At 55.0% G+C, this 20141-nt stretch carries 16 protein-coding genes and 1 tRNA gene; 5 read left to right on the forward strand and 12 right to left on the reverse strand.

Features of this window, described 5'->3' with window-relative positions:
• Window positions 1-77: 77 nt before the first annotated feature.
• On the reverse strand, window positions 78-761 hold the full coding sequence (locus CAP48_RS07530) for a metal-binding protein ZinT (protein WP_100695373.1): 684 nt from the start codon (window positions 759-761) through the stop codon (window positions 78-80).
• Between the two features lie 298 nt (window positions 762-1059).
• Window positions 1060-1311, reverse strand: a complete 252-nt coding sequence (locus CAP48_RS07535) for a hypothetical protein (protein ID WP_100695374.1) — start codon at window positions 1309-1311, stop codon at window positions 1060-1062.
• A 381-nt stretch (window positions 1312-1692) separates the two neighbouring features.
• On the opposite strand from CAP48_RS07535, the gene CAP48_RS07540 reads away from it, so the two are divergent.
• Both CAP48_RS07540 and CAP48_RS07545 read left to right on the forward strand, forming a co-directional pair.
• A tRNA-OTHER gene (locus CAP48_RS07540) sits at window positions 1693-1766 on the forward strand.
• 469 nt (window positions 1767-2235) lie between these two features.
• On the forward strand, window positions 2236-3099 hold the full coding sequence (locus tag CAP48_RS07545) for a transglutaminase family protein (protein WP_100695375.1): 864 nt from the start codon (window positions 2236-2238) through the stop codon (window positions 3097-3099).
• Between the two features lie 116 nt (window positions 3100-3215).
• Here CAP48_RS07545 and CAP48_RS07550 read toward each other — a convergent pair whose 3' ends face one another.
• Entirely contained in the window at window positions 3216-3515 is a 300-nt protein-coding gene (locus CAP48_RS07550; protein ID WP_100695376.1) for a PepSY domain-containing protein, read from the reverse strand.
• 154 nt (window positions 3516-3669) lie between these two features.
• Here CAP48_RS07550 and CAP48_RS07555 point away from each other — a divergent pair, with 154 nt between their 5' ends.
• The 3 genes from CAP48_RS07555 to CAP48_RS07565 are packed head-to-tail and all read left to right on the forward strand — an operon-like array spanning window position 3670 to window position 9619.
• Window positions 3670-4716 (forward strand): hypothetical protein, encoded by a 1047-nt coding sequence (locus tag CAP48_RS07555; RefSeq protein ID WP_100695377.1) that lies wholly within the window; start codon window positions 3670-3672, stop codon window positions 4714-4716.
• A complete protein-coding gene (locus CAP48_RS07560; protein ID WP_100695378.1) occupies window positions 4658-6106 on the forward strand; it encodes a DNA polymerase Y family protein in 1449 nt (482 codons plus the stop codon). The genes CAP48_RS07555 and CAP48_RS07560 overlap by 59 nt, the downstream gene beginning before the upstream one ends.
• Before the next feature lie 12 nt (window positions 6107-6118).
• Window positions 6119-9619, forward strand: a complete 3501-nt coding sequence (locus CAP48_RS07565; protein WP_100695379.1) for an error-prone DNA polymerase — start codon at window positions 6119-6121, stop codon at window positions 9617-9619.
• Window positions 9620-9800: 181 nt separating this feature from the next.
• Here CAP48_RS07565 and lnt read toward each other — a convergent pair whose 3' ends face one another.
• The 9 genes from lnt to tgt all read right to left on the reverse strand — a co-directional run bounded on the left by lnt (window position 9801) and on the right by tgt (window position 20091).
• Window positions 9801-11405, reverse strand: coding sequence for an apolipoprotein N-acyltransferase (lnt, locus tag CAP48_RS07570; protein WP_100695380.1), 1605 nt, complete (start codon window positions 11403-11405; stop codon window positions 9801-9803).
• A 4-nt stretch (window positions 11406-11409) separates the two neighbouring features.
• Window positions 11410-12309: an HlyC/CorC family transporter gene (locus tag CAP48_RS07575; RefSeq protein WP_100695381.1), complete on the reverse strand. Its 900-nt coding sequence runs from the start codon at window positions 12307-12309 to the stop codon at window positions 11410-11412.
• A 107-nt stretch (window positions 12310-12416) separates the two neighbouring features.
• Window positions 12417-12926: an rRNA maturation RNase YbeY gene (ybeY, locus tag CAP48_RS07580; RefSeq protein WP_242444359.1), complete on the reverse strand. Its 510-nt coding sequence runs from the start codon at window positions 12924-12926 to the stop codon at window positions 12417-12419.
• Window positions 12919-13974 (reverse strand): PhoH family protein, encoded by a 1056-nt coding sequence (locus CAP48_RS07585; protein WP_100695382.1) that lies wholly within the window; start codon window positions 13972-13974, stop codon window positions 12919-12921. Before CAP48_RS07585 ends, ybeY begins: the two co-directional genes overlap by 8 nt.
• Window positions 13971-15395 (reverse strand): tRNA (N6-isopentenyl adenosine(37)-C2)-methylthiotransferase MiaB, encoded by a 1425-nt coding sequence (gene miaB / locus CAP48_RS07590; RefSeq protein ID WP_100695383.1) that lies wholly within the window; start codon window positions 15393-15395, stop codon window positions 13971-13973. Before miaB ends, CAP48_RS07585 begins: the two co-directional genes overlap by 4 nt.
• A gap of 182 nt (window positions 15396-15577) precedes the next feature.
• A complete protein-coding gene (gene secF, locus CAP48_RS07595) occupies window positions 15578-16516 on the reverse strand; it encodes a protein translocase subunit SecF (RefSeq protein ID WP_100695384.1) in 939 nt (312 codons plus the stop codon).
• A gap of 53 nt (window positions 16517-16569) precedes the next feature.
• Window positions 16570-18465: a protein translocase subunit SecD gene (gene secD, locus CAP48_RS07600; RefSeq protein ID WP_100695385.1), complete on the reverse strand. Its 1896-nt coding sequence runs from the start codon at window positions 18463-18465 to the stop codon at window positions 16570-16572.
• A gap of 82 nt (window positions 18466-18547) precedes the next feature.
• Window positions 18548-18898 carry a preprotein translocase subunit YajC gene (gene yajC / locus CAP48_RS07605; protein ID WP_100695386.1) on the reverse strand — a complete coding sequence of 117 codons (351 nt, stop codon included), beginning with the start codon at window positions 18896-18898 and terminating at the stop codon, window positions 18548-18550.
• A gap of 53 nt (window positions 18899-18951) precedes the next feature.
• Entirely contained in the window at window positions 18952-20091 is a 1140-nt protein-coding gene (gene tgt, locus CAP48_RS07610) for a tRNA guanosine(34) transglycosylase Tgt (protein ID WP_100695387.1), read from the reverse strand.
• Between the last annotated feature and the right edge of the window lie 50 nt (window positions 20092-20141).

The raw sequence follows: 20141 nt of genomic DNA on the forward strand, positions 1-20141 counted from the left end.
AGCCTGCCAAATGACGACAGGGTGTTGGTCTGGGCCCGCCATAGATGCGCAGCGCATTGTGGCGGGTCGTTGCCATCTTAATGAAACATCAAATCATGAACGATGTGTTCGGCTTTCCATTTGGATGGAAAATAGGTTGGCCAGTTGCTCATTTCCTCGCTCAGCTTTTGATGGTCATCATTGCCAAAGTAAATATGGAAGTGGCTGACTTTTTTCGGGGCAATGGTGTGGTCGCTGAACTGAATGAAACCCGGTGCCTGCTGATCACCGTGTTGCTTGGTAAACAGGTAACGCACACCCCGGTTGCCGGCTTTGTACGTGAGGATTTTATAGCCTTCGTATTTATACTGGGCGCTGTAGTTTTTTTCGCCGTGGTAGAAAGTGAAGGTGTTGTCTTTGATTATCAGACGCTCAATGTCGGTCTTGTAGCCGGCGTTGTAGTACTGTTTGTATTCATCTGCCGTCTTATCTTTTTTCTGCTCTGCCTTGTGCGCCATCACTGGATCCAGTGTGCCGTCCTGCAACAAAGGATAGATTGACTGCCAGTCTCCTTCCCAGTCCGACAGGCTGCGGTCCTTGACATCTGCATCGGCAAAATAGCCGTTGGCTGCCGTTTTTTGATTGGTATCTGCTTTATGCGCATTATCGTGTGAGTGGCCATGGGAGCGGTCGTGATCATGCTGATGCGTATGGGCAGATGCGCTTGCGCCAAATACGCAGCAAGCGATTGCTATCTGGATTAGCTTCAGTGAAACATTCATGACATTAATAGCCTGTGTAGTTGATAACATGTTATGTTATAACATACTAATAAATTGCGTCAATTGTCTTTTTCGCGGTATAGCGACCAGGGATAGTGTGGCATCAATCTTTGTAGAGTCATCATTTTTGACTGCAATGTCCGGCGTTACAGATTTGGACTGACGGCCGTCTATTTGTCGTAAAAGCCGGACAAAAAGACGGCATACATTTCAGACGGCATATATTTCAGATGACATATATGTAAGACGGCATTTTTAAAACGGCATTTTTAAAACGGCATATATGCGCATATCGGAATTATTTTTTGTGACTGCTCGCTTCATCTCTTTGCATCCGATCAAGCGATCTCTCGGTTTCATCTTCATTAAGTGCCTGTTGTTGCAGCATGCATTGCTCAAAATGCGGCGTGCCAGGTTCAATACCAAGCGTTGCACATTGCTGGCGGTATTGTTCCGCTTCCATATCGTTCAGCGCCTGGCATCCGCTGAGCAGCCCCGCTAGCACAAGGCTTGTGGCGAAACCGGTTTTGGTTGATGAGCGTTGACGCATCGTATTTTTTCCCCGAAAAATGAATGAAGATTCATTAGATCATTGATTCCGGTTCTCGGCAAAAGTGTTTGGACAGCGCTGAGGCCGGTCATCTGCCGAACTTCGTTATTGTTGACGTCTTACATGCCTGCGCGTATACGCATCTTCCAAGATTGCCGATTGATGGCGGAAAGAGGTGTATTCAGCGGTGTCTCGTGCCGCGTCTCTTGATATGGTCATTTAAACGTGAATGAGCAGAACCCTTTCAACAATGAGCAAAAGCTGGTGCAAATCGTGCCAAGTTAATGATACGTCGAAAGTCTTTTCAAGGAATGCTGTTATATATTTTTACACCTTCGTTTTGAGTTGATGCGCTCCGGGGTTTTGCGGAAAATAGGAAATCCACAGGTAGCTCAACTGGTAGAGTATCCGAGTGCTTCACGAGGAGGTTTACGGTTCGAACCCGTACCTGTGGAAAGGGTTCTCGCCCCGGTATTGCGCTGACCGGCAGAAAAGCGGCAATTGCCAGCTATGATCCGGTTATCATGCAATATCGGGGCTTTGTTTTTGCCTGAACGCTATCGCGTTGCTGCCGCGGTAACGTGAGGTCCAGCCTGGCTGCGCAAACACGCAAGAGTTCATTTTTACCGATATTGAATAAAAAGACGTTGAACGTCGGATAATAAAGCGAACGGCATTGGTTTTACTCAAGAGCCGAACCGGACACCGCCAACACGTCGGCAGTGACAGCGCATTGGTGAAGTACAGATATACAGAGCAACAATAAATAGATATGGTTAAGACGTATCAGCCCGGTACGTTGGTCTGGCGGGGTCCGTAACAAGAGACTGCCGACGGGGCAGGCGACCTCGCTTGCATGATGACAGGCAGCCTGGCCTGCCTGTCAATCAGTTACCGGATCATTGACGCAAACGGAGTAATGGGATGCTGGTATCAAGGATTCGAACCTCATTGGACTATGAGGTATTTTCAGCAAGCGAGTTTTTTCTGAATATGCTGGTTTCCAAAAAAAGCCAATTGATTCTGCAAGAGAGTCTGAACGTCGATTATATCGATCGTAATGGGGACAAGACGCCTGTTAATTTTCAAAAAAACATGGATGCAGTGGGTGGGCGTTTCTCGTCATTTTCGGTCGAAGAAGGAAAGGTCTGCGTTGACTATACAGTCAGCGTTGTCACAAACAATGCCGGACGTCCGCTTGAGGCAGCCATTTATTCCATAGGGCGCCTGCCCAGGAAAACCATTCCTTGTCTGCGTCCAAGCCGGTATTGTGAATCCGATATGCTCTCGGCCCAGGTGCAGTCGCTTTTTTGTGCCCAGGGCGATGGCATCGTGCTGGTCGAGTCGATTATTGACTGGATACAGGAGAATATCCAATATGAGGTGGGATGTTCAGATCCTACAACGTCAGCCGGTGATGTATTTGAAAGGCGCAAGGGCGTATGCCGGGATTTTGCCCATTTGGCCATCACGTTTTGTCGTGCGTTGAATATTCCGGCCCGCTTTTGCGTGGGTTATGTGTTCTTTGAAGAGCCGCCTCAGGATTTTCACGCGATTTTTGAAGTGTACCTAGGCGGGCGATGGATCAAGTTCGATCCCACACGACTGGCGTCTCCAGATAACCTGGTGGTTATCGCGCGCGGCAATGATGCCAAGGATACGCCCTTTGCTACTATTTTCGGCAATATCAAGCCCACGCGCATGCGTATCAATATTGAGCAGGAAGATCCGTATTCAGACTTCTGTGTCAAGGCGGGCGACGAGCAGGCGGCAATTATTGGTAGCTAGCCGGTGGCTTGGCTTTTTGCAGCCAGGCCCGCCGGCATGATCTATGCGTACTGCAATCGGAGAAGAGCGCTTGAATATGCCGGGCGCTCATCTGAGGATTACCGCTTTTGTTACGGTTACTGCTTCTGTTTTTCCTTGCGGGAGATGACCTGGCCCGTGTTGGCGTCAATGAACAGTTCATACTTGGTGCCAGGTTTGAGGGTTTTGACCTCGTATCCCCAGACGTTGTTTTCACGCTCGAAGTCGACTTCAACCGCTTTGGCGCCGGTTTCTGATTCGGCAGCTTCTATCGCTTGCACAAGCGTCACTTTTGCCTCATTGATGGCTTGGGCTTCCTGTTGGTGCTTCGATTGAGCAACGGCCATGCTCGGCACGACGATAAACAGGGAAAAAAGCAGGGAAGAGGTAATTTTCATCGATCATTCCTTGATGGTTTGAGGAGACAGGGATCTCCTAGTGTAATGCATCTGTGCTGATCTGTAGCGTGTCTTCATTCAGATAGCCTCGGTTTTCCGAAGATGTGGCAATTTAAAAATACTGTATACTTATACAGTATTAAAAGGAATTGCCATGATGAAAAGCACAACGCAAAAGTCTTCAAAAATCGCTGGAAATGCGCCACAAACCTGCTCGGTAGCCTGCCAGGGCAGTCTGTTGGAAAGCGTATCCGAAGGCATTGAGTGTTCTTCACCAATGCCCGAAAATCCGGTCCATTTTGCCGGAAAAACCGCTACGCAAGCCCCTTTTTCAGCGGAATCGGCAAAGCGCAAGCCGGTGTGCCAAACAGCAGCCCAGAGTACCGGTTCGGCGTCCGTAGTTGCTACGCCGGAGCGTATTCATCCTGCGCTTTGGCGTGCTTCGCAGATCGCCCGCTCCCCGGGGATTTACGCCAATACCGGTTATCCCGAAATAGCGGTCCAGTTGCCGGGCGGCGGCTGGCCTTTGGGCAATCTGATCGAAGTCATGACGCCGCGAGCCGGAATTGGTGAAATGCAGCTGTTCAAATCCGCGCTATGTGGGCAAAAGGCCTCTCAGCCGCATCATCCCGCATCTGTCGAGGGTGGCAGCAATGCTGGCCCTGATCAGCGGCCTATTGTGCTCATTCAACCCCCGTATACGCCACAGACCTGCGCCTGGGCGCATTGGGGAATCGCGCCTTCGCGGCTGCTCTGGCTCTCGCCCAAAAACACCGCCGATGCCTTGTGGGCAGCCGAACACATTTTGAACAGCGGAGCCTTTGCGGCGCTTGTCCTTTGGCAGAACGCCCTGCGCGATGGTGCATTGCGTCGTCTTCAGTTGTCGGCGCAAAAGGGCGATACGCTATTCGTTCTGGTCCGGGCACTGTCTGCGGCCAGGCAATCTTCGCCGGCTCCCTTGCGGCTTGCGCTGCATCCGGTGCCCACCGGCCTGCACGTGCATATTGTCAAACGTCGTGGCAGTGTGGCTGAACAGCCCATCCATATCTCACTCTATCCGGGATTATCGGGCAGGGATCTGCCCCCGGGTGTTTCTTCAGATCCGCATTCTGCCTATTCTGCTGCTTTTACCGAGTCCCATCATGCGAACATGGATAGCCGTCCATTTACTGCATCCCACGCTAGACACACTCTGCCCTGACTGGCGCAACACAGCGGCCGTCGTGGTCGATCATGGTCTTGTCCGGGTGTGCTCCCCTGTGGCCCGGGCGGCAGGGGTGCAACCCGGTATGCGCATCAGTGGCGTTAATACCCTATGTCCTCAGGCCGTACTTACACAATACGATGAACATATTCATCGCTCGTCGATTCAGGCTGCGTCGCTTGCGCTGTTGCAGTACTCACCTGAACTTGCGCTGGGCGAACGGGATACGTTGTTGCTGGACGTCACCGCCAGTCTCAGTCTTTTTGGGGGTGTACGGCGGCTTTACCGGCGGATCCAGGGCACTCTGCGTGGGCTCTGCCTGAGCGCCTGTTGCGCCATGGCATCCACGGCGGGCGGCGCCTGGTTGTTGGCGACAGCCGCATGCGCACGCTGGCGCCGCTGTCTGAAACCCCATACCCTGGTTCGCCGGCTGGACGCCTTGCCAGTCGGTTCGTTGCCGGCCGCGCATCCTTATGATGCCTGGCTTGGCAGTATTGGCTGCGCCACCCTGGGCGCCTTGCGGCAACTGCCGCGTGCCGGGTTGCAGCGACGCACCAGCAAACAGGTGCTGCAGGCGCTTGATGCTGCCTACGGAAAAACGCCTGAAATATTCAAATGGATTATCGCGCCCCTACAGTTCCAGGGGCGTATTGAACTGATCGAACGGGTTGAATATGCCGATGCAATAAACCGGGTGGCCGGCAGGCTGGTCGAACAACTCTGCGGCTGGCTGGCGGGGCATCAGCGAGCAGTAACACAGGTGGTCCTGCTGCTTGAGCATGAACGTGGTCGTCACGCGTGCGCGCCAACCCGTCTGGCGTTGACCACGGCTTCGCCAACCCGGGATCCGTCCCATCTGATGCGGCTGTTGCAGGAGCATCTGCATCATCTGAAACTGGCCGCACCTGTCATTGCGCTAGCGCTTGAGGCTGGCAGAATACAGGACGCGGCACCTGTAGCCGAAGACCTGTTTCCCGAACCCGGAGGGACACCCCAGGATCGTCAGCGGGTGCTCGAGATCATTCTGGCCAGACTGGGTCATGACCGGGTATTGATTCCCCAGCCGCTTGCCGATCACCGTCCTGAAATCGCCAACAGGTGGGGACCGGCGAACAAGACTTCAGTCAAAGGACATCTTGTCGATGGTGTAGAGCGGCCTTGCTGGTTGCTGGAAAAACCGCTGCCTCTGTCTGTGCGCAAGCATCGCCCCTGGTATGGTTCCTCATTGCGCATCTTGCAGGGGCCGGAAAGAATCGAAGATGGCTGGTGGGAAGGGTGGTCACAAAGAGATTATTTTGTTGCGCAAGACAATACTGGCGTGCGCTACTGGCTGTTCCAGGAGCGCTATGGTCACTTGCGCTGGTTTCTCCATGGGATATTCGGATAGGACTGCGCAATCATGGCGATACCTTCCTTTTCCTCTTACGTGCTCCCCGATTATGCTGAGCTGTATTGTCAGAGCAATTACAGTTTCCTGCAGGGAGCCTCTCATCCTGAAGAACTGGTGCAGAAAGCCTTCGAGCTGAAATACACTGCATTGGCAATAACAGATGAATGTTCCGTGGCAGGCGTTGTGCGCGCCCATGCGGAAGTGGAGCGGCTGAACAAGCCGATTCTGGAAGAACAAGAGCGCAGGAAAAAAAGCGCTTTGGAAAAAGCGGGCTACGTGCCGGGGCAATCCGGTTCGTCCCCGCCACCTGCTGTGCCCGCTAGCTCGCCAATGGCGTCGGAAGCTGCGCCGACCGAGCCGCTCTTGCGTCTGCCCATGAAGCTGATCGTGGGGTCTGTTTTTTCGTTGCATGCGGGACAGCATTGCCCCGCGCTGAAACTTGTCGTGCTTGCGCAAACCCGCCAGGGTTATGGCAATCTGTGCGAGTTCATTACCCTGGGGCGACGGCGAGCCCCCAAGGGGGAGTATTATTTGACCACCAGTGACATTACCAGTCCTGCCGATCCTTCTGTGGCCCATTTGCAAAATCTGCCCGAGTGCCTGGGATTGCTGGCGCCTGAGTATGGATCCTCCTACGAACAGATGCTCGCACAGGCCCAATGGGTGGCAAAGGCATTTGCCGGACGTTGCTGGCTGATGCTTACGATATTGCACCAGGGACAGGATGCTGCCCACAAGGCCAGGCTCATGGCGGTTTCCAAGGCGACTGGCGTTCCGTTGGTGGCAGCGGGACAGGTGCAGATGCATGTGCGTTCGCGCAAGCCCGTGCATGACACACTGACCGCGATTCGGCTGGGAAAAAGTGTGCAAGAGTGCGGGTTTGCGCGTGCAGCCAATGCCGAACATCATTTGCGCCGGCTGGTGACACTGGCCAATCTGTATCCGCCGGCAGCCCTGGAGCAGACCCTGGAAGTCATGCTTGCATGCCAGTTCAATCTGTCTGAACTGAAATACGAATATCCCGAAAATATCTGTCCTGAAAATCTGAGCCCGACGGCCTATTTGCGTCAGGAAACCTATGCCGGTGCACAGCGGCGTTTTAGTGATGGGATACCAGACACTGTCACGCACCAGTTGGAACGTGAGTTGCAGCTCATTGCTGAGCTCAAATACGAAGCCTATTTCCTGACGGTCTACGACATTGTTAAATTTGCCCGTTCGCAGAATATTTTATGCCAAGGCAGGGGATCGGCGGCCAATAGTGCAGTTTGCTACTGCCTGGGTATTACCGAGGTTGACCCGATGCTTGGCAATAATCTGTTCGAGCGATTTATCAGCAAGGAGCGTAACGAGCCGCCCGATATCGACGTCGATTTCGAACATCAGCGCCGCGAGCTGGTGATTCAGTATATCTATGAAAAGTATGGCAGGGATCGAGCCGCGCTGACTGCCGTGGTAATTACCTATCGGGTCAAGAGTGTGTTGCGCGATACGGGCAAGGCCTTAGGCGTGGATCCCTTCATTATCGAGGCGGTGGTGCGTTCCTATCATTACTGGGATGGTCGCGCCAATCTGATGGCGCGCATGAAAGAGAGCGGACTGGATCCGGCCTCGCCTGTTGCCATGCAATGGGTTTATCTGGCAGAAAAAATCATGGGCTTTCCACGCCATCTGTCTCAGCATCCCGGTGGTTTTGTCATGTCACGTGGTCCGCTATCCCGGCTGGTCCCCATCGAAAATGCCGCCATGGAAAACCGTAGCGTAGTGCAATGGGACAAGGATGACCTGGATGTGCTGGGTATTCTGAAGGTAGATGTGCTGGCACTGGGCATGCTCAGTGTTATTCGCCGGGCGCTGGAGTTTGTGTCGTTGCGGCGTGGGTGTCACTTTTGCATGCAGGATATCCCCAGAGAAGATAAAGATACCTACGATATGATCTGCAAGGCCGACACCATCGGCGTATTTCAGATTGAATCGCGTGCGCAAATGACCATGCTGCCGCGCTTGCGACCGCGTTGCTATTACGATCTGGTCATCGAGGTTTCTATTATTCGTCCCGGCCCGATACAGGGGGGAATGGTGCATCCCTATCTGCGGCGACGCCAGGGGCTCGAAAAAATAACCTATCCCAGCCCAGCCGTTCAGTTGGCACTGGAGCGCACGCTGGGTGTGCCGATTTTTCAGGAACAGGTGATGCAGATCGCTATGAAGGCAGCAGGCTTTACCGGTGGAGAGGCCGATGCGTTGCGACGCTCTATGGCTGCCTGGAAACGCAAAGGGGGGCTGGAAAAGTTCTATAACAAAATTATCGGTGGCATGTTGGCCAATGGGTATAAAAGAGAATTTGCCGAGCAAATTTTTCGCCAGATCCAGGGGTTTGGCGAATACGGTTTTCCAGAAAGCCATGCCGCCAGCTTTGCACTGCTGGCCTACGCCAGCAGCTGGCTCAAGTGTCATGAACCCCAGGCCTTTCTGGCTGCGCTGCTCAACAGTCTGCCCATGGGGTTTTACAGTGCTTCAACACTGGTTCAGGACGCGCGACGGAACAAGGTCAAGGTATTGCCTGTTGATGTGCAGGTCAGCGATTGGGAAGCCACGCTGGAGTTTGTCGCAAGCCAGCCTGAAGACGCACTGAATGCAGGCTCTGGGACAGACTGCGGGACAGAACCCGTCGCACAACCGGTATCGCAACCAACATCACAACCGTTGTCGCCGACTTCACTGCCGACATCACAATCGACATCACAGCCAGCAGGCAATGTAGCAACCGTCTCTTTAAGCGACTTTTCGGATAGATCCAGGCCTGCGGTCAGACTTGGGCTCAATCAGCTTAAAGGAATGCAAGAGGCGGCGGCGCAGCGGATCGTACAGGCACGCGCCCAGGCTCCTTTTGAATCGGTTGCCGATCTGGCTCGCCGCGCGGATCTGAACAGGCATGACCTGAATGCACTGGCGGCAGGCAATGCGCTAGCAAGTCTGGCGGGCCATCGCAGAGCTGCCCTGTGGGAAGCGGTCGTCAGTGTGCCCGACAAAGACATGCTGCGGGAAGCGCCTGTGTATGAGACAGCCAGCCCGCAACTCACATTGCTTACGGAAGGCCAGTCAACAGTGGCCGATTACCATTCGCTGGGCCTGACGCTGGGGCGTCATCCACTGGCGCTATTGCGTGAGAAGTTGAGTGCAATGCGTTTTTCCACTTCTGCTTTTTTGCAGGAACAGCCCGACAGGCGGCTGGTGCGTGCGGCCGGCATCGTCACGGTCAGACAGCGTCCCGGTACCGCCAAGGGGGTTGTTTTTGTTACGCTGGAAGATGAATTCGGGCAGATTAATCTGCTGATACGACCGGCACTGGTAGAGCGTCAACGCAAGGAGTTGCTTACCTCGCAGCTATTGGGAGCTTATGGACGCTGGCAATCAGCCCACGGTGTGCAGCATGTCATCGTCGAGCGCTTGGTCAATCTGACGCATTTGCTGGGTCATTTGCAGACACGCAGCCGAAATTTCCATTAGACAGGCATCGCCGATAACAGCTTTTGAACAGTACAGCGCAGACGGCAAGCGTCACAGCAAGGATTTCAGCAAGGATTTGAATGTCAGCCCCCATCATCAACGGACCGACGGACTAACCGGCTAACCGACTAACGGCCGAATAGATAAACGGTCGTCGGCAGTGGATAAACGACTAAACGATTTAACGATTTAACGCCCTGGCTGCGCGCCACTTCAGGACGAGTCCCAGGCCAAGTCCCAGCAGGCTGAGGATCACAATCAGCCAGTTGCCAAGTCTTGCGTATAAGGTCAGGCCTTGCGTGCCCTGGATCTGCACATCCAGAACATTGGCGGTTGCCGAAGGCAATTGGGCCAATACCCGGCCCTTGGCGTCAATGGCTGCCGTCGAGCCGGTATTGGTGGCGCGAATCATCGGCCTGGCGGTTTCCATGCTGCGCATGCGTGCGATTTGCAAATGTTGCCTGAGCGCCCAGGTGTTGCCAAACCAGGCCAGATTACTGACGTTAAATAACACACTGGCCCCGGGTGTGCCGTCAGCCTGCGTATGCAGGGATGGCAGCAGTTCTTCGCCGAAGACGTCTTCATAGCAGATATTGGGAGCAAAAAGCTGGTTATCGGCCGCAAAACTTTGCTGACCTTGGCCCCCGCGATCGAAGTCACCCAGCGGGATACTCATGATATCGACAAACCAGCGAAACCCCAAGGGAACAAATTCGCCAAACGGGACGAGATGACGTTTGTCATATACCGGCAGTTCCTGCCCCTGCATCAGTGCCGATACGGATGTGTCGCTGTCTATCGCCACGACGCTATTGGTGTAACGGTCCTTGCCATCGATCACAGTATGCACGGGGGTGCCCATGAACAGGGTAGCATCCATCTGCTGGGCCAGCTCGACGACAGATTGCCAGAACTCGGGCGCCATTCTGTCCTGGAATGTAGGCAAAATGGTTTCAGGAAAAATAATTACAGAGGGCGCGCGTTGAATGTCTGCCGCAGGACGCGTAGCCAGTGCAAACTGGGCCTGCAACGAGCTCATCAACTGCGCCGGATCAAACTTCATCTGCTGCGCAATATTGCCCTGAACCAGTCGCACTGTCATGGCCGGGCCATGATTGTCAAACCAGGTAATGCGAGTCAGTGCGAAACTGACGATGAACATGCCCAGTAGCGCGCTGGCCATCGCAGCCATGATGCCGGGACGGTTGTGCTTCACATAATAAACAATGGAAGCAACCAGTCCGCTGGCCAGTGCGGCCAGAAAGGCGACACCATAAACGCCTGCAACGGGGGCCCACGCCGACAGCAGGCTATTGGTGTGGGCGTAGCCGATATTGTTCCACGGAAATCCGGTGAAGACGAAGCCGCGCAGCCATTCTCCCAGTGTCCAGGCGCAGGCCCACAGTAGAGGGCGGCCCAGCGCCTGCGGCACCCGCATGATATTCAGGTCGCGACCGAGCCAGGCTGTGCAGGCCCCTGCGAGCCCTGCATACAAGGACAGATATAGCGCAAACAGAAATACGGCCAGGGCGGCCAGCGGCGCTGCCATTCCGCCAAAATGATTCATGCTGATGTACAGCCAGTACACGCCGACACAGAAACTGCTGGTGCTGAATACAAAGACGGACATGGCTGCCCGTCTGATGCGTTTTGTGCCAAAGACGATATATGCCGGTACGGCCAGGGACATGACCTGAACATAGGGCAATGTCCAGCCGGGTAGGGGATCAGGAGAAAAACTCAGGGCATGAATGGCCCCGGCTACTAGGAGAAGGAGCCAGACCATGCGTTCAGGCTTGGGATTTAGTATGGCTGCTGCTCATGGCAGACAGGCGCTTGATGTGCAGCCACAGGGCTCGACGGGCGTCGGCGCGCAGTACCTGGAACCGCAATCCCTGGAAATCGTAGCTGTCGCCGCGTTGCGGGATGTGGTCCAGCTCTGCGGCGAGCCAGCCGCCGATCGTATCGTAATCGTCTTCGGGAATCGCAACTTGCAGCGTTTGGTTCAACTGCCGGATATCGGTGATGGCCATGACGCGCCACGAGGTGTCGGTTTCCGGAAAGATGGTCATTTGCGCATCTTCGTCGTACTCATCCTCGATATCGCCCACAATCTGTTCCAGTACATCCTCCATCGTGACCAGGCCGGCGATGCTGCCGTACTCGTCAATCACAATGGCAATATGATTGCGGTTCTCGCGAAAATCTCTAAGCAACTGGTTCAGTCGCTTAGTTTCAGGGATATAGTTGGCAGGCCGGATCAGGCTGCGGATGTCCGTTTGCGGATTGTTGATAAAGCGCAGCAAGTCCTTGGCCAGCAGAATGCCGATAATATTGTCTTTTTCTTCTTCATATACCGGAAAGCGTGAATGCGCCGTGTCCAGAACGATAGGCAGCAGTTCCTGCAGTGGCTTGCTGATATCGAGCATATCCATGCGCGAACGCGGGACCATGATGTCGCTGACATTTTTTTCGGTAAAGGATATGGAGCCGACGATCATCGAATAGGAGTCGTCGTCAATAATGTCCCGGTCATGCGCAGAAGAGAGAATCTCCTGGATGTCGTCCCGGTCTTCGGGTTCGTTTTGGCCCAGCAGGCCTTTTATTCGCTGGATGAGTGAGCGGGAAGTTTGCTTTTTGCCTGGCTGACTGTCCGCCTCGGCATCGTTGGAAGGGTATGGATCTGACATCTCTGGACGTCTAGTTGAAGAAGTTATAAGGATAACGCAAATTCGCGTAGTTTTGATGAAAATAGCGCAAATCTTGGGTAAACCCGGCCTATGTTACAACCGCTGTATCAGTGCGGCAGGTAGGGATCGGGGAAACCCAGGCTGGCCAGCAGGCGGGTTTCCGTCGCTTCCATGTGAACCGCGTCATCTTCGTTTTCGTGATCGTACCCCAGCGCATGCAGCACGCCGTGTATCACGAGATGGGCTGCATGCTGCCTCAGGGTTTTGCGCTGCTGCTCTGCCTCCTGCCGCAGCACCGGCACGCACAGCACAATATCGCCACGGGCGGTGCCATCCGGATCAATACCGTATTCGAAGGTCAGCACGTTGGTTGCATATGCTCGTGCGCGAAACTGGCTGTTCAATTCCCGTGCTTCTTCAGTATCGACCAGTCGCAAAGTCAATTCCACCTGAACAATTTCCGGGTTGTGAGCCATGGCCGCGTCTACCGCCCGCAACATCCAGCCACGGATACGCTGGCGGGTGATTTCGGGCACCGGCACCACATGCTGGACCGATGTGCGCAAATAGGTGGTATCCCGCGTCCCCCGACGCCGGGGCGTCTTGCTGTTATTCACGAGGCGTGCGGCCTTCGGCCAGATCGTAGGCGTCAATGATGCGGGCCACTAGCGGATGCCTGACGACGTCTTCGCTGGTAAAGCGGGAAATGGCAATGCCCTGCACCTGGGACAGGACGCGCAGCGCATGTTCCAGGCCGCTTTTCTGGCCTTTGATCAGGTCAATCTGCGATGGGTCCCCGGTGATCACCGCCTTGCTGCCGAATCCGATGCGGGTCAGGAACATTTTCATTTGTTCCTGGGTCGTGTTTTGCGCTTCATCCAGGATGACAAAAGCATGGTTCAACGTGCGACCGCGCATATACGCCAACGGCGCGATCTCGATGGTCTGTTTCTCGAACAGTCGCATGACTTTGTCAAACCCCATCAGATCGTATAGCGCGTCGTAAAGCGGGCGCAGGTAAGGGTCAACTTTCTGGGCCAGATCGCCCGGCAGAAACCCCAGGCGTTCACCGGCTTCCACGGCAGGGCGGGTCAGGATGATACGCTGAACATGCTCCCGTTCCAGTGCGTCAATGGCACAGGCGACGGCCAGCCAGGTCTTGCCGGTACCAGCCGGGCCTGTACCAAAGGTGATGTCGTGCCGCAGAATGTTGTTCAGATAATCGCGCTGGCGCGGTGTGCGAGGACGCAGATCGTTGCGTCTGGTACGCAGCGCGATTGAGCCGCTGTCATCGTCCAAAGGCGGCAAATCGGGCAGAGCGCCCGCGCCGCTGGCTCGCTTGTGCCTGCTTTCGTCGGTTTCAGCCCGGCCTCTGTCGGCGCCCGCCGATTTTGCATTGGCCCGCAACTCGACCAGTCCCAGCTGGATGTCGTCAATGGTCAGGTCCCGATGGCGCGCGCGGCGATGAAACAGGTTGACCGCGCCGGCCGCATCCTGGGCCTGTTCGCCTTCAATGATCACACGGCTGCCGTTGCGACCGATTGTGACATCGTAAGCCTGGGCGATTTGTTTCAGATTTTCATCCAGCGGGCCACACAAATTGGCCAACTGGGTGTTGTCGCCTTCCAGATGGAAGACGACTGGCAAGGTACGCTTTGCCGTCATAAAGCGGTGTCCCCGGTCTCCAGCTCGCCGCGCAGAGAATTGGTGTATACGTCGGTAATGCGCACATTGACAATCTGACCGATCAGGCGCCGGGGTGCGGAAAAATTGACAATACGGTTGTTTTCAGTGCGTCCTGTCAGTTCGCTGGCATCCCGGCGTGATGGCCCTTCGACCAGCACCGGTTGTACGGTGTCCAGCATGCCATGGCTAATGGCACTGGCCTGTGCGGTAATCTGGGCCTGCAAGCGTTGCAGACGTGCCAGCTTGACGTCGTAAGGCGTATCGTCTTCGAGGTCGGCGGCGGGCGTGCCCGGACGGCGCGAATAGATGAATGAAAAAGACGTATCGAAGTTGACGTCGGCAATCAGTTTAAGTGTGGTTTCAAAATCCGCTTCGGTTTCACCCGGAAAGCCTACGATGAAATCAGACGACAAGGTCATGCCGGGTCTTGCGGCATACAGGCGACGGGCGATGGACTTGAACTCCAGCCCGGTATAGCCGCGTTTCATGGCAGCCAGAATCCGGTCGCTTCCTGTCTGTATCGGCAAGTGCAGGAAGGGAACCAGTTTGGGCAGGCGCCCGTGAGCTTCGATCAGCCGGTTGGTCATTTCCTTGGGGTGTGATGTGGTGTAGCGAATGCGCTCAATACCCGGAATGTCATGCACGTAGTCAAGCAGCATGGCAAAATCGGCCAGTTCGGTGGTGCCGCCCAACGTGCCACGGTAGGCGTTGACATTCTGCCCCAGTAGATTGACTTCCTTGACGCCCTGGTCTGCCAGGTCGGCAATTTCGGTCAGGACGTCTTCGAACGGACGCGAAATTTCTTCGCCGCGGGTATAGGGAACAACGCAAAAGCTGCAGTATTTGCTGCAACCTTCCATAATCGAAACAAAGGCGGATGGGCCGTCTACGCGCGCAGGGGGCAGGGCATCGAATTTTTCGATTTCCGGAAAACTGATATCGACCTGGGCGCGTCCGGTATCTTTGCGGCGTTCAATCAATTCGGGCAGGCGGTGCAATGTTTGCGGTCCGAATACGACATCGACATATGGCGCACGGCGGATGATGGTGGCGCCTTCCTGGCTGGCGACACAGCCGCCGACACCGATCACCAGATTGGGGTTTTTCTTTTTAAGCTGGTTGATGCGGCCCAGATCGGAAAACACTTTTTCCTGCGCTTTCTCGCGGATGGAACAGGTGTTTAGCAGAATGACATCGGCATCTTCCGGTGTGCTGGTCAGCTCCAGCCCCTGGTTTTCACGCAGTACGTCGGCCATTTTGTCCGAGTCGTATTCGTTCATCTGACAGCCGAATGTTTTGATATACAACTTTCTGGCAGAAGGATGGATGCGGATGGGCGTTTCCTGGGCAGGCGCAGCGACAGTGGATGCGTTGTCGCGTTTGAGTGAGGTTTCTTGCATGATATAGGTACCGTTGCGGGTTTTTGTCCCGGGGGTAGGATTTGGAAACAATGATTGTAACGCGTTTGCCCTGGATTGCACTTTATCTTGTTGTTTTTTCTAACGAAAAAAGCGCCCGCAGGCGCTTTTTTTGAACATGGGCGCAACGGTAAGGTTGCACACGCGGAAATACGGCGCTCCGATCAGTAAATGACCTCGCTGGCCGGATCTTCCTTCTTCGGTGTCTTGATCATATCTTCGCGTTTGACGCCCAGCCACATGGCGATGGCGGCAGCCACAAACACTGATGAATAGATGCCGAACCAGATGCCGATAGTGAGCGCCAGCGCAAAGTTGTGCAGCGAAGGGCCGCCAAAGAAGAACATGGAGAGCACCATCATTTGGGTCGATGCGTGGGTAATGACCGTACGGGAAATGGTTTGTGTGATCGCGCCGTCAATCACCTCGCGGACACTGGCACGGCGCTGCTTGCGGAAGTTCTCGCGGATTCGGTCCATGATCACCACCGATTCGTTCACCGAGTAGCCCAGGACCGCCAGCACCCCCGCCAGTACCGGCAGTGAGAATTCCCATTGGAAAAACGCGAAAAATCCGAGGATGATTACCACGTCATGCAGGTTGGCGACCACGCAGGCCAGCGCGAATTTCCATTCGAAGCGGATGCCCAGATAAACCATGATGCCGAGCACGACGAACGCCAGTGCCTTCAGGCCATTACTGAACAGCTCATTGCCCACTTGCGGTCCGACGAATTCCACCCGACGCAGCTCTACGTCGGGACTGGCTTTCTTGAGTTCCGCCAGCACGGTATTGCTCTGTTCTGTGGAAGACATGTTCTGGTCTACGGGCAAGCGGATAATCACGTCGCGCGAAGTACCGAAGTTCTGCACCTGAAAATCGCTGTAGTTGAGCGCGCTGATGCTACTGCGCACTTCATCGAGCTGGGCCGCCTGCTGGTAATTGACCTCCATGACCGTGCCACCCGTAAATTCGATGGACAAATGAAAGCCGCGGGTCACAATGAAAAAAACCGCCAGTACAAAAGTGATGCCGCTGATCAGATTGAGCAGCAGCGCGTTCTTCATGAACGGGATGGTTTTGTGGATTCTAAAAAATTCCATATTGATTCCTGTTCTGTCCGGTCCGCCCGGACAGAAAAATTGTTCTGCGCTATTTAGTCTTTCGCGATGCTTTTCTTGTTATCCGTATCGGGGCGCCAGACGGTGCCGATGGAAACCGTCTTGAGCTTCTTGCGGCGGCCGTACCATAGATTCACAATGGCCCTGACGCCGACAACCGACGAGAACATGGAGGTCATAATCCCGATGCAGTGAACCACGGCAAAACCGCGAACCGGGCCGCTACCAAAAGCCAGCAGCGCCAGACCCACAATCAGCGTGGTCAGGTTCGAGTCAAGAATGGTGGCCCAAGCCTTGCTAAAGCCGGTATTGATGGCCTGCTGTGGCGAGGCGCCATTGCGCAGTTCTTCTCGGACTCGCTCATTGATCAGCACGTTCGAGTCAATCGCCATGCCCAGCGTCAGTGCAATGGCGGCAATACCCGGTAGCGTAAGCGTGGCCTGCAGCAGCGACAGGACCGCCAGCAGCAGCAAGACGTTAAAGGCCAGGCCCAGGGTAGAGAAAACACCAAACACGTGGTAATAAATGATCATGAAGACCGCGATCATCAGGAAACCATACAGGGTCGAGTCAAATCCCATCCGAATATTGTCGGCGCCCAGGCTTGGGCCGATGGTGCGCTCTTCAATGATGGACATGGGGGCGGCCAGCGAACCGGCACGCAGCAGCAGGGCAGTATCGGCGGCCTGCGTGGCGTCCATGCTACCTGAAATTTCAACCTGGCCGTTCGGAATTTCGCTGCGGATGACGGGCGCGGTCACGACCTGTCCTTTGCCATTTTCAAACAGAATGATGGCCAGGCGCTTACCGATATTGTCGCGTGTGGTATCACGGAATATACGGGCTCCCTTGTCGTCAAGCGTCAGATTGACCGTCGGCTGCTGATTTTGCTGATTGCGCCCGGATTGCGCATTCTCCAGGTTTTCCCCGGTCAGCAATACCTGGCGGCGCACCAGAACGGTTTGGCCGTCCGTGTCCTTGAAGCTTTCCAGGCCGAATGGCACTGTGCCGCTGGCCATGGCATTTTGAGCTGAGGGCGAATCATCGACCATGCGCAGTTGCAGTGTGGCGGTGCGGCCCAGAATTTCCTTGGCTTTGGCTACGTCCTGAATGCCTGGCAGTTGCACGACAATGCGGTCAAGGCCTTGTTGTTGAATAATGGGTTCGGCCACGCCAAGCTCATTGATCCGATTATGCAGGGTAAGAATGTTCTGCTTCAGGGCAGTGTCCTGCACCCGGGCAATTTCGGCGGCCAGGATGCTGCCGTTGAGCAGGAATTTACCACCGGACTGGCTAGGCGTGAAGTTCAGTTCATTAGTGCGGGTGCGCAGCACCTCCTGTGCGCGGTCGCGGTCTTGCTCAGAGGTGAAAGTAGCAGTAATGCGGCGGTCGGCGTTGTTGACCGACTCGACAGCGACCCGTGCATCGCGCAGGATGGACCGGATGTCTGTCGTCAGGGATTCATAGCGGGCAGTCAGTGCGCCCTGCATATCAACCTGCAGCAGAAAGTGGACGCCGCCGCGCAAATCCAGGCCCAGATACATGGGATTGGCGCCGATTGCGGTCATCCAGTCAGGCGAGCCTGACAGCAGGTTCAGTGCCACTGTGTAGCTGGGATCATCGGCTACCGGATTGAGCGCAGTATCCAGCACATCGCGGGCCTTCAATTGCGTATCGGTATTGGCCAATCTGACTCTGACGGTGCCGGCAGGGCCGTTTTGCTGAAAATAGGTGCCGGAAAAGGCGATGTTGTTTTGTCGCAGTATGTCCTCTACCTGACCCATGGTCTCGGGGGTAACCTTTTGCGTCACCTTGGCGCTGGACACCTGCACCGCGGGTGTTTCACCAAAAAAATTCGGGGCGGTATACAGGATGCCGATAATCAGGGCGACCAGTACCGTAATGTATTTCCAGAGGGGATAGCGGTTCATACCGTAGCCGTTTTCGATAAGGGGTTGAAACAGGAGCCGGACAAAAAGCGGGGCGGTATTGACCGCCCGCCTGTTACCGGATTTACAGCGATTTGACCGTGCCTTTTGGCAGCACAGTGGTCACGGCGACGCGTTGCACCAGCACTTCGACGGGTTTGTCGGCAAGATTGGACACCTCGATCGTCAGGTAGTTGTCTGTGACTTTGGAAATTTTACCCAGGATACCGCCTGCAGTGATGACTTCATCACCCTTGGCAAGGGCGTCGATCATGGCTTTGGTTTCTTTCTGGCGTTTCATTTGGGGGCGAATCATCAGAAAGTACAGCACCACGAACATCAGGATGATAGGCAGAAAACTGGACAGACTGCCAAGGATGCCGCCGGCGGGTGCAGCCTGCGCCAGAACCAGCGTAGATAAATTGCTTGTAAGCATAATGAAGGACTCCCGTATGTGTAAATTAACCGAATATTGTAGCGTTTTCTGGACTAATCAATGCCTTTTGACCGATCCGTGAAAAATTGTTCCTGCCACTGGCCAAAACGGCCCTGTTCCAGCGCTTCGCGCATTTCTTTCATGATTTGCAGATAGAAGTACAGGTTGTGCAGGGTATTTAGGCGTGCGCCGGTAATCTCGTTGGCCTTTTGCATATGGTGCAGGTAAGCCCGCGAAAAATGCCGGCAGGTATGGCAGGCGCAGGAAGGATCCAGCGGGCGGGTATCATCCCGATACCGCGCATTGCGGATCTTGATATCGCCGAAACGGGTAAACAGCCAGCCGTTGCGGGCGTTGCGCGAGGGCATGACGCAATCGAACATGTCCACGCCCTGGCTCACTCCTTCGACCAGGTCTTCGGGCGTGCCGACACCCATCAGGTAGCGCGGCGCGTTTTCGGGCAACTGATGCGCAATATGCGCCAGTATACGACGCATGTCCGCTTTGGGTTCACCCACGGAAAGCCCGCCGATCGCATAGCCGTCAAAGCCAATACCTTGCAGCCCGGCCAGGGATTCGTCCCGCAGGTCTTCAAACATGCCGCCCTGGACAATACCGAACAACGCGTTTGGATTTTGCAGACTGTCGAAGGCATCGCGCGAGCGCTGCGCCCAGCGCAGGGACATGCGCATAGAGCTTGCGGCCTCATCGTGCGACGCAGGTCGGCCGTCGATGCTATATGGCGTGCACTCGTCAAACACCATGACAATGTCAGAATTGAGCTTGCGCTGAATGCGCATGGATTCTTCAGGCGTCAGAAACAGCCGCGAACCGTCAATTGGCGAGGAGAACTTGACGCCTTCTTCGGTGATTTTGCTGCGTAAGTCGCTCAGGCTGAAAACCTGGAAACCGCCCGAGTCGGTCAGTATGGGTTTTTCCCATTGCATGAACCCATGCAGGCCACCATGTTTTTCAATAACGTCAGTGCCTGGCCGCAGCCACAGATGGAAGGTGTTGCCAAGTACCACTTGGGCCCCGATCTCTTCCAGTTCATGAGGCAGCATGGCCTTCACACTACCGTAGGTGCCTACCGGCATGAACATCGGGGTCTGAACCGTACCGTGGTTCAAGGTAATACTGGCCCGGCGGGCTTTACCCTCGGTTTTGAGTAAAGAAAAGGAAAGTCCTGACATGATCTTTGGTTGTTGAAGGAGTGGCGTGCGCAGGGCAAAGAATCAAGTAT

It is taken from the genome of Advenella sp. S44, from assembly GCF_002810445.1.
GTDB lineage: Bacteria > Pseudomonadota > Gammaproteobacteria > Burkholderiales > Burkholderiaceae_B > Advenella.